This is a genomic window from Flavobacterium ginsengiterrae, from assembly GCF_039539785.1.
GTDB lineage: Bacteria > Bacteroidota > Bacteroidia > Flavobacteriales > Flavobacteriaceae > Flavobacterium > Flavobacterium ginsengiterrae.
The window spans coordinates 716840-732723 of the sequence record NZ_BAABDU010000004.1; the positions used below are offsets into that span (position 1 = coordinate 716840).

Genomic DNA, 15884 nt, shown 5'->3' on the forward strand with positions numbered 1-15884 from the left:
AATTAATAAATTAACTAAAGCCTCATGTTATGAAAACTACAAAACTGGTATTATTTTTTATCCTGATAATCTCATTGGGTTCCTGCAAAAAGGACGAAAAGGGTGTAAAAGATAATTACAAAACGGTAAACAAAAACTCTTCAGTTTCTTCTGAGTGTTTAGCTCCTTCGAACTGGTTTACGATCGTAAACAACACGCGCCAGACTCCTCCGCCAAATGAAGGACCAACAAGCGTATTTGCCAACAATGCAACGGTAACAAATTGTGACTTTCATCAATGGTCATGGCAAAAATTTCTTTGGCTTACCAATGAAGTTAACGGCCAGCCATTTTTTATGACTAACTTGATTCAGGTAAATGCTGCAGGTCAGAAATTAGACCCAAGCAACGGAATTGTTTTAACAGATACTGCTCAGGCAAGTTCTAAAGTTGATATTTTACAAACTCCTAATTACCCATCGGGTGTTCCTAAACAAACTACAGTCTATTATTCTATATTTATGGACAAACTTCTTTACAACACTATGATAAAATATGGTCCAATAGCCAAAAGTGATCCTTCAAAAGTAAAAAACATCACTTTTCCTGTGGGAGCATTAGAACTTAAAACTTCATGGATTGACGCAAGCGCCCTTAAAGATTCTTCGACTTATTTTGTTACACAGGGCGTAATAAATGGAGTAAAAACAAAAGTTGCCCTTTTAGGAATGCATGTCGTAGGAATTGTAGAAAATCATCCCGAATTTGTATGGGCTACTTTCGAACATGAAAATCTTGCACCTGCTTACGATTGGACTAAGGCTACACCAACAACCGATGCTCCGGTAACGAGTACAGTTGATTATCCGTTCTTTAATAAAAACAGCACGGCAACGGTTCAAAATATAACTTCAAAAAATGGAATTTATACAGATGTTTTTTCTGTTTACAAATACGGGGTTCCTGTTGAAAAAGCAATGAAAGGTTCTTTTAATGTACAGCTTTATATGGACACAAGCCAAAATGGCTCAGAAAACTTTAATAACATTCGTACTATTAATCAAAGTGTTAAGAAACAGCTGACAGGTATCTGGAACAATTATTTCTACAATGGTTCATTATGGATTAATACAGAAGGATACAAAGACACTCAGGCACAAGCGGCTTTATTAGATTCGTTAAGTTATAACCTTTCAAATTCTTCTCCCGGAGACTTAACCAGAGGTTCAACCGCAGCTTACAATATTACTATGGAAACGTATGTTCAGGTAGGATTTGGAAAACCATCTTCTATACATGCCAATACCGTAAGCAACCTTGTTAATTGCTTCTCCTGCCATAATACATCTGATGATAATAATAACTCTCCTCTTTTTATAAGTCATGTTTTTACAGGGTATGTACAAAGCCTGGAGGGGTTAAACAGAGCACAAATCAAAGACGAACATGTTAAAGAAATTGTCAAACAATTTAATATGCGTCTAAAATTAAAACAATCAAAATCAAAACAATAACCGCCTTACTTTTAAATTTATAAATACAAAAAACCACAAGCTATTGTTTGTGGTTTTTATATTTTATTGATGAACATAAGATTAAAAATATACAAACCTTTGCCTCTTTGTTCCTAAGAACCTTTGCCCCTTTCTCATAAAATTCCTAATTTCGCCTATTAATCAAGAAAGGAGAAAATGAAGGTCTGTATTGCCGAGAAACCAAGTGTAGCACGAGAAATCGCATCAGTTTTAGGTGCCAATACCAAGCACGATGGTTATTATGAAGGCAACGGATATGCCGTAACTTATACTTTTGGGCATTTATGCACCTTAAAAGAACCTAACGATTACAAACCGCACTGGAAAAGCTGGGATTTAAACAATCTGCCCATGCTCCCTGAAAAATTCGAAACCAAAGTCGTTCAGAATTCCGGAATCCAGAAACAGTTTAAAATCATTAAAAGTCTTTTTGACAAAGCCGAAATGGTTATAAACTGCGGGGATGCCGGGCAGGAAGGAGAATTAATCCAGCGCTGGGTTATGAACGAAGCGCATTACAAAGGTGAAATAAAACGCTTGTGGATTTCATCACTAACCACAGAAGCCATAAAAGAAGGTTTTGACAATTTAAAACCATCTGAAAATTACGATAATTTATTCTACGCCGGATTTTCCAGAGCTATTGGCGACTGGCTTTTGGGTATGAATGCCACGCGTTTGTACACCGTAAAACACGGTGGTTACAAACAGGTTTTGTCTATCGGACGTGTGCAGACACCAACTTTGGCAATGGTAGTTGACCGATTTAAAGAAATCGAAAACTTTAAACCCCAGCCTTATTGGGAATTGCAGACTTTATACCGGGAAACGCTTTTCAGTTATGAAGAAGGTCGCTTTTTAAATAAAGCCGATGGAGAAATTCTGGCAGAAAAAGTAAAAGAAAGTGATTTTGAAATTGTTTCTGTCGATAAAAAAAACGGAAACGAATACGCTCCAAAACTATTTGATTTAACAGGTTTGCAGGTTTACTGCAATCAAAAATTTGGATTTTCGGCAGAAGAAACGCTTAAAATTGCGCAGACATTATATGAGCAGAAAGCCATAACATATCCCAGAGTTGATACAACTTTCCTGCCCGGAGATATTTACCCGAAAGTTCCGGGAATTCTGCAAAAACTGACGAATTACAGTCATTTAACAGAACCACTTTTAGGCAAAAAAATAAAAAAATCGCCAAAGGTTTTCAACGATAAAAAAGTAACCGATCACCACGCTATTATTCCAACCGGAATCGAAATTAATCTGCCATACAATCAGCAACAGGTTTATGATATCATTGTAAAACGTTTTTTGGCCGTTTTTTATGATGATTGTCTTGTGGCAAATACCACTGTTATTGGAAAAGCAGCCGAAGTAACTTTTAAAGCCACAGGAAAAGAAATCCTGAAAAAAGGTTTTAGAGTTGTTTTTGAAGATCCAAACGCCAAAGAAAAAGAACCGGATTTACTGCCAAGTTTTGTTGTAGGCGAAAAAGGTCCGCATGAACCATCGTTTCTGCAAAAAGAAACCAAACCGCCCAATCATTTTACCGAAGCTACCTTACTGCGGGCGATGGAAACTGCAGGAAAACAAGTCGACGACGAAGACTTGCGCGAATTAATGAAAGAAAACGGAATTGGCCGTCCGTCGACACGTGCAAATATTATCGAAACGCTTTTTAAACGTCAGTATATTGTTCGAAATAAAAAGCAGGTTTTACCAACCATAACCGGAATTCAGTTAATTGATACAATTCAGAATGAATTGATAAAATCGGCTGAGCTTACAGGTTCGTGGGAAAAACAGCTGAAAGATATCGAAAAAGGTACTTTTACAGCTGCAGCATTTATTAAAAACATGAAACGCATGGTTGAAGCTTTGGTTTATGAAGTAAGAAGTGAAACAAAACATGCTAATATTTCACACGCTGCATCGGTGCAAAAACCAGTTGTAAAAGCGGAGAAAAAGAAAGTTTCCGGAATTTCAGCAGAAACCTGTCCGAAATGTCAGAAAGGAAACCTTATAAAAGGAAAATCAGCTTTTGGATGTACTGAATATAAATCGGGCTGTGATTTTGTACTGCCTTTTGTTTTTCATGATAAAAAAATTACTGAAAGTCAATATTTACGATTGGTACAAAAAGGTTCTACCGTAAACATAAAAGGTTTTAAAACCGATGCTGGAACTGTTGAAGGTTTAATTCGTTTTGAAGAAAATTACAAACTGAAATTAGAACCCAAAAAAACAGAGAAAAAAGCCGATAAAAAAGAAAAATCAGATGTTTTAATGTGTCCGAAATGTAAAAAAGGAACCATTTTAAAAGGCAAAACTGCTTATGGCTGCGCTGAATATAAATCAGGCTGTGACTTTAAAGTTACTTTTGATGATGTTCGAACAAAATTAGGCGATCAAAAACCAACGAAGGAATTGGTTTATGAGATTTTGACTGCAAGCATATAATTTTTTTCAGCCACGAATTCACGAATTATTTTTTTTCAAATTAATTCATGAATTTGCAGCAAACATTTTTTTCATACTTTAGTACCCATTACAAAACCAAAATCTTATAAAATATGTTTCAGAAAATTACTCTTTTAGCGTTTGTATTAGCTGTCGTATCCTGCCAGAAAAAAGAATCTGTTGAAAAAGATAAAATCAAAATGGCTGACTGGCTTATTGGCAACTGGGAAAACAAATCTGCAGAAGGTATTTTATCTGAAAACTGGGAAAAACTAAACGATAGTACTTTTAATGCTACATCTTATTTTATAAAAGGAAAAGATACGCTGCATTTTGAAACTATTGTTCTGGCTCAAAAAGGCGAAACCCTGACTTATTTTGCAACTGTAAAAGGACAAAATGAAGATAAAGCGGTTGCTTTTCCTTCAACTGCAGAAACAGACAAACAGCTGGTTTTTGAAAATCCAAAACATGATTATCCTCAAAAAATTACCTATACACAAAGTGCCGGTAATACTTTAACTGCTGAAATTTCAGGAACTTTAAACGGAAAACCAAGTTCTGAGAAGTTTGTAATGACGAAGAAGTAAGCTTTTGAAATTACGATAAAGAACCATCAGTTCTATAGATATTATAAGGTCGGATTTTAATCCGGTTTTATTTAATGTAAACAATATAGATCCGTAGGTTCGAACAATTGGAAACATTAAACATAAATCGTTCCTACGGAACTTCATTTCTTTTTGCACCTAATTTTCAACGGATTAAAATCCGTTGCTACAATATTTAATTCCTTTGGAATAATTTTTAAAAGCCAACTCCATTTTCTTTTCAAAAAACTCTAAGCCTTTAGGAGAATAAAAAAAACTTAGAACCTCAGTACCTTAGCCTCTTAGAACCTTAAAAAAAATCACTCATTCTCCCCTATCTTATTCACCATAAAAATCATCAGTATTCCTAAAATTGCCATAACAAGAAATGCCCATTTCATACTTAGATATTCTGAGATAAAGCCAACCATTGGCGGTACCAATAAAAATCCTAAATAACCAATTGTTGATATAGAAGTCAAGGCAGAACCGCTGCTTAATTTTGAAGATCTTCCGGCAATACTGAATACCAGTGGCACAACACACGAAACGCCAAAACCAATTAAAACATAACCAAAAATAGTTGGATAAGCATACGGCAGAATAAAACAAATTCCGAAACCAAGCGTAATTAATATACCGCTGTAAAGCAGGATTTTTTTAGTTCCAAATTTCATTACACCATAATCACCAAAAATACGTCCTAAAGTTACAGCTGTCGCAAAAAATACAAATGCTGCACTGGTTAATTTAGGCGAAGCTTTTAGAATATTTTCAAAATAAATACCACTCCAGTCGTACATCGTGTTTTCGCAGGCCATAGAAACGAAACAGATCAAAGCAAACTTTACCAGATTTTTTTCCGGCATCGAAAAGAACTTCTTTTTAACTGGCACAGGTTCGTTGTGAATACTCATTGGGTAAAAACAAGCCGTAAGTGCCAGCATAAAAACACTTACTCCCAATAAATGGTGCGACGGCGCAATATGCTGCGTTACCATAACATATCCTAAACCTGCTCCTGAGAAAACTGCAATACTCCAAACAGCGTGAAAACGTGTTATAATCGATTTTGGATATAATTTCTGCACTTCAAGAGATTGTGCATTAATCGACAAATTAAAAATATTACGAGAAGCCCCAAATATTAAAAGTACAATAACCAGCTGCCATACAAAAGCAACCAATCCGGGCAGAGAAAGCACTATATTAAACATAATGGCTCCTAAAAGCATTATATAACGGCTGCTGTACTTGTTTAATAATTTTCCGGTAAACGGCATAGTCAGCATTAAACCAATTGGAAAAGCAAATAAAACGGCACCAAACTGTGCTTCAGATAAATGCAGCTGTGCTTGTATGTGTGGAATTCTGGAAACCCAGGAAGAATACCCAAATCCAGAAAGGAAAAAGAAGACAGTATTAGCTATACGATATCCTCTGGGTGTATTTTGAATCTTTTTAAAGAAAGGTAAAATCATGAAATCATTTTTCAGATTGCAAAAATAAAGCTTTTAAAACGAATTCTTGTGTGTATTACACTTTAATAAATCATTTAATTTCTTACAGTTATTCATTTAAAAAGTAAAAGATTTTTCTTTCTTATTTGACTATATATACCTCAAACCGGATGATTTTTAAAAATTATTTGTTAAAAAAACAATAATTTTTACTTTTGTACTGTTTTTATTTATTCTAAATAAAGATATAGTTACAAACCAATTTTTAAACCAATGAAATATTTTAATTTGAAAACGTCACGTTTTCTACTGACAATTAGTTTTGTCTTTTCGTTCTTAGCCATGTCGGCACAGCAAAATGGAAAAATTAAAGGAACCATCACAACTTCAGATGGTGAACTTGCGGCTGGAGTCAACATTATCTTAAAAAACTCGAAATACTGGACCGTATCTGATGAAAACGGTAATTTTGAATTCAACAGAGTAAAACCAAATACTTATACATTACAAGTTTCTTTAGCAGGATACGAAACTTCTGAAAGCGAAATTATTGTTGCCGAAAGCGAAACGGCTTCTGTCAACTTACAATTGAAGGTTTCCAACAAAGAGCTAAAAGAAGTTGTTGTAAACAGTAAAAAAAGCATTCTGTCTAAAAAAACAGATTATGTTGCCAGAATGCCTTTAACAAATCTTGAAAACCCTCAGGTTTACAGTGTTATCCAAAAAGAACTTTTAATGGAACAAGTTGCAGTAGATATTAAAAGTGCTGTACAAAATTCGCCTGGTGTGGTTTCTATTAGTTATCCTTCTGGTGGTGTGGGTGTAATTTTTAGAGGTTTTTCTACAGGAATAAATGCGAGAAACGGAATGGAAACAGTTTCTGGCCGTTCTTCTGTTGATCTAGGAAACGTAGAACGCATCGAAATCATGAAAGGTCCGTCTGGAACTTTATTTGGTTCATCTGTATCTTCTTTTGGAGGGGTAGTTAACCTGGTTACCAAAAAGCCTTTTGAAACTACCGCTGCCGAAGTATCTTATACAACCGGAAGTTTTAATTTAAACCGATTGACTGCCGATGTAAATACGCCTTTAAATAAAGAAAAAACGGTTTTATTCCGTGTAAATATGGCTGTTAACAGAGAAAAAAGTTTCTTAGATTACGGTTTTAATAACACACTTCTTTTTGCTCCTACTCTTACTTATAAAGCATCTGATAAACTTACTTTTAATATTGATGCTGAGCTTTATAACGTAAACAACACAAGACGTACTTATAATACTTACGCAGCAACTTCGGGAATCACAAATCCAAATGATTTAAAAATTGATTACAAAAAATCAATGTTTCATGATGATAACGATGCAAAATCATCTGCAACAAAAGTTTTTGCTCAGGCAGAATATGAAATATCAGACAATTGGAAATCTACGACCGTTTTTTCATATGTAGGAGAAGATGTAGAACGCAGCTACCAAAGTTATGCCGTTTGGAGTTCGCCAACACAAGTTGCAAGGAGAGTTGGTCTTTGGGGCCCTATTTATAATAACTACACTAACATTCAGGAAAACCTTAACGGACAATTTTCTACAGGAAGCATTAAACATAAATTTCTTGCGGGTGTAAATTACAGACTTTACAGTTCTAATTTTTCTGGAGGAACAACATTTACATTAGATAATATAGATATTACGACTCCTTTTGCACCAATTAGAAGAAAAGCGGTTGATGCTGGACTTGTATTGACATCTTCGCCGGTTGCAGATCAAAAAACGTTTAGTGCATATGCTTGTGATGTAGTGAATTTTACAGACCGATTTTCTGCTATGCTGAGTTTACGTTTAGACAATTTTGAGCGTGCAAAAGTGGGAACTGTCGAAGGTTACAGCCAGACAGCGCTTTCTCCAAAATTAGGATTGGTATATGAGGTGGTTAAAGATCAGGTTTCGGTATTTGGAAATTATATGAATGGTTTCCAGAACATGCAGCCCGTAACTCAGCCAGATGCAACGCAATTAATTGTAGATCCAGTTTATGCGGTTCAGTATGAAGGAGGAGTAAAAGCAGAAGCTTTCAATAAAAAATTAAGCGGTTCTGTAAGTTATTATAATATTACTATTGATAATGCAACAAGAACAGATTTAAACGGATATACATTTCAGGATGCTAAACAAGTAAGCAAAGGTCTGGATTTTGAATTAATGGCAACACCTGTTAAAGGATTAAGCCTTGTTGCAGGTTATGCTTATAATGACAACAAAATTGTAAGAGCTTCTCAGGCTGCTAACATTGACGGAAATAAAGCAACCGGAGCTCCAGAAAATGTAGTAAACTTTTGGACTACTTATACTTTCCAAAACAAATTAAAAGGTTTAGGTATTGGTGCAGGTGCTAACTACGTAGATAAAAATTATTTTACAGCCGATAATACTTTCTATATGCCATCATATACTGTTTATAATGCAACGGTATATTACGAAAAACCTTCATGGAGATTAGGTTTGAAATTTAATAACTTAACTAATAAAAAATACTGGGATTTCTGGGGTTCATCACAAGCTCCAACCAATATACTGGCTAATTTAACGATCAAATTTTAATTCCTGAAGCAATTAAACAGGCGCCTCAATTTTTTGAATTGGGGCGCTTTTAATTACAATAATTTTAGAGTTATCACTATGACTTTTAAAAAACTTATTCTAAAAATTCACCTTTGGCTGGGTTTAGCTTCGGGGTTAATTGTCGTTATTCTGGGCATTACAGGCTGTTTATATGCTTTTGAAGAAGAATTACGCCCTGTAGTTCACGACTATTATTATGTTGATCAGGTAAAAAATAAAAAACTGCCTGTAAGCCAGATTATAGACATTGCAAAAAAGGCCAATAAAAACCCAAAGCAGTCTATGTCTGGATGCCGTATTATTAATGAAGACGACCGCACTGTAATTATCTGGTTTTTTGAAGAACTAAATCCCGATGCTTTTTGGTACTGGAATCAATATAAAAGCACTTATCTTTATGTAGATCCTTACAGCGGAGAAGTAAAAAAACAGGAAGATTATAATTTTGAGTTTTTTGTTTTTGTCCGTATGCTGCACCAAACACTTTGCTTAAATAGTAAAATTGGCGATCCAATTACCGGAACAGCAACCATAATATTCATAGTTTCATTAATTACCGGACTTATACTTTGGTGGCCAAAAAATAAACAGGCAGCTAAACAGCGCTTTTGGTTTCGATGGAAAGACTCCACAAAATGGAAGCGCAAAAACTACGATCTGCATAATATTCTGGGCTTTTATATGATGATTTTTGCTTTAATTATTGCTCTTACCGGATTAGTCTGGGCATTTGATTCTTATGATAAAGGTGTTCAATGGATTTTTAACGGCGGAAAAACAATTAAAAAAGAAAAATTAGTTTCAGATACCACTCAATATACTTTAAAAACGCCGGTTGATAAAGTTTTTGCTTCTATCAAAAAATCAAATCCTTCTGCAAAAAGTTATTATTTATTTCTCCCTAAAGAAAATGATTCATTAGGAACTTTAAACGCCTTCATTCGCTTTAAAACCCGTTTTGATGACACCGCAATTGATTTTGACCGCTATACTGCCAAAACACTCAGAACAACGAGATATGAAGACAAAAGCGGCGGTGAAAAATTTAGGTTTATAAACTATGATCTGCATGTTGGGAGTATTCTTGGATTTCCGGGCAAAGTACTAGCCTTTTTTGCCAGCCTCGTTTGCGCAAGTTTACCTATTACGGGTTTCCTTATTTGGTGGGGAAGAAACAAGAAAAAGAAAGCATAATCTCTTAATGTAAAACCATTCGTACAGCGAATGGTTTTTTGGTTTTTAAAGTCTATTTTTTATAACAAAAAATAAATAATTCCAATACATATAAAATGGTTTCTAATATTGTTAAAAAAATTATAATTTCTAAATTTGTTGTTTTACTTCTAAATAATATTCTCCCCCCGTAATCATTAAAAAAGAACAAAACATGAATTATTTTAACCGCAGCATGAAGCGTTTTTTGTATTTAACAGTACTGCTTTTTATTTTTACATGCACTGTAAACGCGCAACAGACTAACGGAAAAATTAAAGGAAACATTACAACGTCTGATGGTGAACCTGCAATTGGCGTAAACATCATTCTAAAAAACTCAAAATACGGAACTATTTCTGAAGAAGATGGTTCTTTCGAATTCAACCGAGTAAAACCAAATGCATATACAGTTCAGGTTTCATTAGCAGGTTACGAAACTCTGGAACAAGATGTTACCGTTTCTACAGGTGAAACAGCAGCATTAAACTTACAGCTGAAAGTTTCCAATAAACAGTTAAAAGAAATTATTGTTACCAATTCAAAAGGAAAGGCATTTCCAAAACAAAGCAGTTTTGTATCAAAAATGCCTCTAAAAAATGTTGAGAATCCTCAGGTTTACAATATTGTTTCATCTGAATTAATGAAAGAACAGGTAATTACAAATTATGATGATGCTTTAAAAAATGTTCCTGGAATCCAGAAATTATGGCAGTCTACAGGTCGTGGCGGTGACGGAGGTTCATTTTTTTCATTACGTGGTTTTGAAGTTCAGGCCAATGTTGTAAACGGACTGCCTGGATTAACAAGAGGGAGTTTAGATCCAGCAAATATCGAACGTATCGAAGTGATCAAAGGGCCGTCTGGAACTTTATTTGGAAGCAGTTTAGTAAGCTACGGCGGACTTATTAATACTGTTACTAAAAAACCTTACAGCGGTTTTGGCGGTGAAGTTTCATACATAGCGGGAAGCTTTGGTTTAAACAGAGTTACTGCAGATATCAATACACCTCTTGACGATAATAACAATGCAGCCTTTAGAATTAATGCTGCTTACCAGACAGAAAACAGTTTTCAGGACGCTGGGTATAGAACTTCAATTTTTGTTGCTCCTTCCCTTTCTTATAAAGTAAATGAGAAATTGTCTTTCCTGATTAATACCGAATTTATGGCTGAAGAAAAAGCAGCATCTCCTATATTGTTTTTAGGCCAGTACTCAAAACTTCAGTATGCTGATTTAAACGATCTAAATTACAATACAAAATTATCTTTTTACAGCAACGATTTACCAATGAAAAATCCGAGGTTCAATCTGCAGGCTCAGATGAATTATAAGATTTCTGATCAATGGACGTCACAAACCATTCTTTCAAGAACTTCAACTAAATCAAAAGGATATTATTCTTATATCTCTGACAATGAAGACGGAAATAGAGATTTTGCTTTTTGGATAACAAAAGAAAATTCTCAAACGGCTGCAACTGATATTCAGCAGAACTTTATTGGAGATTTCAAAATTGGAAAAATGAGAAACCGTTTAGTGGCTGGTTTAGATTATTTTGAGAGAAATTTAATGTTTGGCGGTTCAGGTTACGCAAACCTTTATAACGTTACAGCTCAAGGTGAAGTAAGACAAAAAGATCCAGCAAATCCTTATAATCTAAGCCAGACTTCGGTAGATAAATTATTAGCTTCTGCGCCAGGTCCGGACTACAATTCTAAAGATGCTGCTTACAGTGCGTATGTTTCAGATGTTTTAAACATTACGCCTGCTTTGTTAGTAATGGCTAGTTTAAGGATAGATTATTTTGATAATGAAGGAAATATCAAAAAAGATACGGACAATTATAATCAAACAGCGCTTTCTCCAAAATTTGGAGTAGTTTATCAGCCAATTCAGGATCAATTATCTGTTTTTGCAAATTACATGAATGGTTTTACAAATATTGCACCGGGATTGGTTTATGACGGAAACGGAATTGTAATTGGAACTAAAACTTTTGAACCAGAACATGCTAATCAATTAGAAGCTGGTATTAAAGCTGATTTATTTTCAGATAAAGTAACTGCTACGGCAAGTTATTACGATATTAATGTTGCTAATTTAGTTGTCAGCAATCCAATGTACAGCTCGCAAGGCGGTGAATCAAGAAGCCAGGGATTTGAATTTGATTTGAATGCTGCCGTATCGAAAAATTTCAGCATTATTGCCGGATACAGCTACAATCAAAGTAAAATTACAAAGGGAGACATCAATAACGCGTCGTTAGAAGAAGGGAAAAGACCTTACTGGGCTGGTCCAAAAAATCTGGTAAACCTTTGGGCAACTTATAAATTTACAGAAGGTACACTGGAAAACTTCGGTCTTGGTTTTGGAGGAAATTATGCAAGCGATAACGCTATTTTAGACAACGATGTTACCGGAAAATTTGTTCTTCCGGCTTATACAGTTATCAATGGGTCTGTTTTTTACAATGGAAACAAATTCCGCGTAAGCTTAAATGTAAATAACATTACAAACAAAGATTATTATAATGGAGGCTGGGCCACAGTAATTCCGCAGAAACCAAGAAACGTTGCTGCGAGTTTTACTTATAAATTCTAAATAGTTTAAAATAATCACAAAGCCCCGAAAATCATTTAAAATTGAATGATTTTCGGGGCTTTTTCTATTGTTTTATTTTTAATTATTCTAAATAAGACGTATGTTTGTAAAAATATCATCTAATAATTTAAATCATATATCATGAAATCAAAAACTTTCAAATTAATAACATTTGCTTTTTTAATGCTTTTTGCTGCACCTCAGCTTTTTGCCCACGCACTTTGGATTGAAACTAAAGCAACAGGAACAAAAGGAAAAGCTCAGGAAATTTCTATTTACTTTGGAGAATTCTCAGATAATGATATTACTAAAGCAGATAAATGGTTCTCTGATTTAAAAGATTTTTCTTTGGTATTGATTTCTCCATCAAAAAAAGAAACAAAACTTACTGCAAAAGCTTTAGATAATAAATATCAGGCTTTCTTTACTCCAGATGAAGAAGGAGTTTACACAATTGCAATGCACCACAAAGTAAAAGATGTTTACGGAACTATGGTTTTAGACTACAACTCGAGCGCAACAGTAGTTGTTGGCAACAAAGCATCAGGAAATACAGCATCTGCAAACAATAACAAAATCAGCGTTTTTACTGAAAATGCAGACGTTTTGAAAAAAAACACCGTAATTAATATTGCTGCTTTATATGAAGGTGCTGTGGCAAAATCTCAAAAAATTAAAGTTATCGCTCCAAACGGATGGGAAAAAGAATTATGGTCTAATGATAAAGGAGAAGTTTCTTTTACACCAATCTGGTCAGGAAATTATATGGTAGAATTTGCTTATACTGAAAAAGCTTCTGGCGATCACAACGGTAAAAAATACGATGAAATCTGGAAAATGGCTACATACTTAATTACAGTTAAATAATTTTTGAACTGTTTTTTAGAATTTATCTTTCAATAAAACCTTGCTTTTTGAGCAAGGTTTTTTGTTTTACAGCTTTTTACTAAAAAATAAAATTCAAAACCTAATTCTTAAGCAAATCTTAAGACAAAACTAATAATAGTTTAAGCAAGAAAGTGTCCTTATAATTTCCTGCAAACAAAAGTGTGTATTTATATTTGCAGTCAATAATTTTTATTGAATCTAAATAAATACCATGAAATATAATTTACTATTTGTCTTAGGATTATTAAGTTTTGCTTCTTACGGCCAAAGTTATTCAAATGAATATTCAGGAGCTTCTGTTACCGATACTGTAAAGAACAAAAAAGGAGAAATATTAAACGAAGTTGTCGTTACTAAAACCAAAGAACCAAAACCAGTAACAGCAGTTCGCTCTGGATTAAAACCAATGGATAACCCACAATCTATACAAGTTATTGGTTCTGAAGTTATCGAACAGCAGCAAGCCATTAGATTAAGCGAAGTTCTTAAAAATGCCAATGGTGTTTATGTAGGTTCTGCACGTGGCGGCGCACAGGAATCTTTCTTTTCGAGAGGTTACGACATGTCCGCCAATAATATGTTTAAAAACGGATTTCGCTATAATGCAGGATCAATTCCAGATGTTTCGGGTTTAGATAAAGTAGAATTCTTAAAAGGCGGCTCTGCCCTATTATTTGGAAATGTTGCGCCAGGAGGAATTGTAAATTTAGTAACCAAAACTCCTCAATTTAAAACCGGCGGAGAAATCTCTATGCAAATAGGAAGCTATGCTTATTACAAACCAGCATTTGATTTCTATGGAGGTCTTAGTAAATCAATCGCATTTAGAATTAATGGTTCTTACGAAAACTCAGAAAGCTTTAGAGATGTTGTAAAAAACGAGCGCGTTTACGTAAATCCATCGTTGCTTTTTATCATTAATCCAAAAACACAAATTACTGTACAAGGAGATTATTTAAGTGCAGATTGGACACCAGATTTTGGAACCGGAATTATAGGCACAAAAATTCTTGATTTGCCTCGTAATACTTTTTACGGATCACTTTGGTCAAATGGTAATACAAAATCTGCCAGTGCATCTGTATTATTAAATCACGATTTTAATAAAAACTGGAAACTTAATTTCAACAGTTCTTTCCAATCTTACGACAGAGCGTCAAAATCTACAGCACAGTTATCTTCAGTAAAAGACAATGGAGACTGGACGAGGCCTTTGGTTCAAAATGAAAACCTGGAACAAATACTAGGTGATCAATTAAGTCTTCAGGGAAATTTTAATACAGGATCTGTAAAACATCAAATCTTTACTGGTGCAGACTGGGAAAACTCATTTGCAACAGCATATACTTTTGCATTTAATCCTGCTAATTATGATACCATCAATCTTTTCAACTTTGATCCATCAACACAAAAAAATGATATTCCAAATGCCAGAGCAACTCAAATTGCAAAAACAGAAACCAACCGTTTTGGTGTCTATTTTCAGGATTTGATTTCGGTTACAGAAAAATTTAAAGTATTAGCGGGTGTACGCTGGTCATGGCAGGAAGCCCAAGTCACTACTTACAAAGAAACTTTTACTGGCGGTGTACAAACGGTAAGACCTGAAGATGCTGTAGCTGCAGTTGGTGCTAAAAAATTAGACAATGCCTTTTCTCCTAAATTTGGATTAATATATCAGCCAAGACAAGATGTTTCTATATTTGGAAGCTATTCTACCTCTTTTACACCAAACACAGGAACTACGGCTGATTTAAAACCAATCGAACCTTCTATTATTGATCAATACGAAGCGGGTATTAAAACTGATTTCTTAAAAGGATTATTAAGTACAAACGTTACGGTTTATCAAATCACAAACAGTAATCTGGCTCAAACAGCTGAATTTAAAGCCGATGGAAGCCCAAATACAGATACAAACGTAAAAGTTTTAAGTGGCGAAACTAAAAGCAAAGGAGTTGAAGTTGACGTTACCGCAAGACCTGTTGAAGGACTTAGTATTATAGCAGGTTACAGCTACAATGATATGCGTTATACCAAAACATCTGGTTTAAACGGAAGTTTTATACAAGGCGACCGCCTTGTTAGAACTCCTGCAAATACAGCAAACTTAAGTTTTTATTACACAGTACAGGAAGGATTCTTAAAAGGATTGTCTGTTGGAGCAATTGGAAATTACATTGGCGACCGTTTAGGCGGATGGAATGATCAATACAGCACTGATTTAACTAAATATCCTGATGGTATTTACCATAGAGAAATTCCAATAAAAGGATATACAACAATCGATGCTTCAGCTGGATATACGTGGAGAAAATTCTCTATTCTTTGCAAATTATCAAACATTACAAACGAATTAAATTATACTGTTCACGAAAACTATAGTGTAAACCCAATCGCGCCGCGTCAGGTTATGACAAGCTTGCGTTATAAATTCTAAAATTTGAATTAGACTTTGAATTCCCGATTCTTGAAACACAGAATCTAAAAAACCTCATTTATTTTTAAATGAGGTTTTTTGTTTCCAGAAAGCGAA

The 15884-nt window shown here is 34.5% G+C and carries 9 protein-coding genes; 8 read left to right on the top strand and 1 reads right to left on the bottom strand.

The genetic code is table 11. The annotated features are described in order from the left end of the window. Window positions 1-29: 29 nt before the first annotated feature. From ABD859_RS13675 to ABD859_RS13685, 3 genes are all read left to right on the top strand, one after another. A complete protein-coding gene (locus tag ABD859_RS13675) occupies window positions 30-1493 on the top strand; it encodes a hypothetical protein (RefSeq protein WP_345145167.1) in 1464 nt (487 codons plus the stop codon). 177 nt (window positions 1494-1670) lie between these two features. Continuing rightward, window positions 1671-3974 carry a type IA DNA topoisomerase gene (locus ABD859_RS13680; RefSeq protein ID WP_345145169.1) on the top strand — a complete coding sequence of 768 codons (2304 nt, stop codon included), beginning with the start codon at window positions 1671-1673 and terminating at the stop codon, window positions 3972-3974. A gap of 113 nt (window positions 3975-4087) precedes the next feature. Then, window positions 4088-4564 carry a DUF6265 family protein gene (locus ABD859_RS13685; protein ID WP_345145171.1) on the top strand — a complete coding sequence of 159 codons (477 nt, stop codon included), beginning with the start codon at window positions 4088-4090 and terminating at the stop codon, window positions 4562-4564. A 320-nt stretch (window positions 4565-4884) separates the two neighbouring features. On the opposite strand, the gene ABD859_RS13690 is transcribed toward ABD859_RS13685, so the two are convergent. Beyond that, complete coding sequence (locus ABD859_RS13690) at window positions 4885-6045, bottom strand: MFS transporter (protein ID WP_345145173.1); 1161 nt, start codon at window positions 6043-6045, stop codon at window positions 4885-4887. Between the two features lie 252 nt (window positions 6046-6297). Between ABD859_RS13690 and ABD859_RS13695 the strand changes: the two genes are divergently transcribed. The 5 genes from ABD859_RS13695 (at window position 6298) to ABD859_RS13715 (ending at window position 15788) form a co-directional block, all read left to right on the top strand. Then, window positions 6298-8622 carry a TonB-dependent siderophore receptor gene (locus ABD859_RS13695; RefSeq protein WP_345145175.1) on the top strand — a complete coding sequence of 775 codons (2325 nt, stop codon included), beginning with the start codon at window positions 6298-6300 and terminating at the stop codon, window positions 8620-8622. A gap of 78 nt (window positions 8623-8700) precedes the next feature. Then, window positions 8701-9837, top strand: a complete 1137-nt coding sequence (locus ABD859_RS13700) for a PepSY-associated TM helix domain-containing protein (protein WP_345145177.1) — start codon at window positions 8701-8703, stop codon at window positions 9835-9837. Between the two features lie 193 nt (window positions 9838-10030). Then, complete coding sequence (locus ABD859_RS13705; protein WP_345145179.1) at window positions 10031-12460, top strand: TonB-dependent siderophore receptor; 2430 nt, start codon at window positions 10031-10033, stop codon at window positions 12458-12460. Window positions 12461-12601: 141 nt separating this feature from the next. Then, window positions 12602-13327 carry a hypothetical protein gene (locus tag ABD859_RS13710; RefSeq protein WP_345145180.1) on the top strand — a complete coding sequence of 242 codons (726 nt, stop codon included), beginning with the start codon at window positions 12602-12604 and terminating at the stop codon, window positions 13325-13327. A gap of 232 nt (window positions 13328-13559) precedes the next feature. After that, window positions 13560-15788 carry a TonB-dependent siderophore receptor gene (locus tag ABD859_RS13715; protein ID WP_345145182.1) on the top strand — a complete coding sequence of 743 codons (2229 nt, stop codon included), beginning with the start codon at window positions 13560-13562 and terminating at the stop codon, window positions 15786-15788. The last annotated feature ends 96 nt before the right edge of the window (window positions 15789-15884 follow it).

Excerpts from the sequence above, each read along its gene's own strand:
- ABD859_RS13675 (WP_345145167.1), top strand. The coding sequence starts at position 30 with ATGAAAACTACAAAACTGGTATTATTTTTTATCCTGATAATCTCATTG.
- ABD859_RS13680 (WP_345145169.1), top strand. The coding sequence starts at position 1,671 with ATGAAGGTCTGTATTGCCGAGAAACCAAGTGTAGCACGAGAAATCGCA.
- ABD859_RS13685 (WP_345145171.1), top strand. The coding sequence starts at position 4,088 with ATGTTTCAGAAAATTACTCTTTTAGCGTTTGTATTAGCTGTCGTATCC.
- ABD859_RS13690 (WP_345145173.1), bottom strand. The coding sequence starts at position 6,045 with ATGATTTTACCTTTCTTTAAAAAGATTCAAAATACACCCAGAGGATAT.
- ABD859_RS13695 (WP_345145175.1), top strand. The coding sequence starts at position 6,298 with ATGAAATATTTTAATTTGAAAACGTCACGTTTTCTACTGACAATTAGT.
- ABD859_RS13700 (WP_345145177.1), top strand. The coding sequence starts at position 8,701 with ATGACTTTTAAAAAACTTATTCTAAAAATTCACCTTTGGCTGGGTTTA.
- ABD859_RS13705 (WP_345145179.1), top strand. The coding sequence starts at position 10,031 with ATGAATTATTTTAACCGCAGCATGAAGCGTTTTTTGTATTTAACAGTA.
- ABD859_RS13710 (WP_345145180.1), top strand. The coding sequence starts at position 12,602 with ATGAAATCAAAAACTTTCAAATTAATAACATTTGCTTTTTTAATGCTT.
- ABD859_RS13715 (WP_345145182.1), top strand. The coding sequence starts at position 13,560 with ATGAAATATAATTTACTATTTGTCTTAGGATTATTAAGTTTTGCTTCT.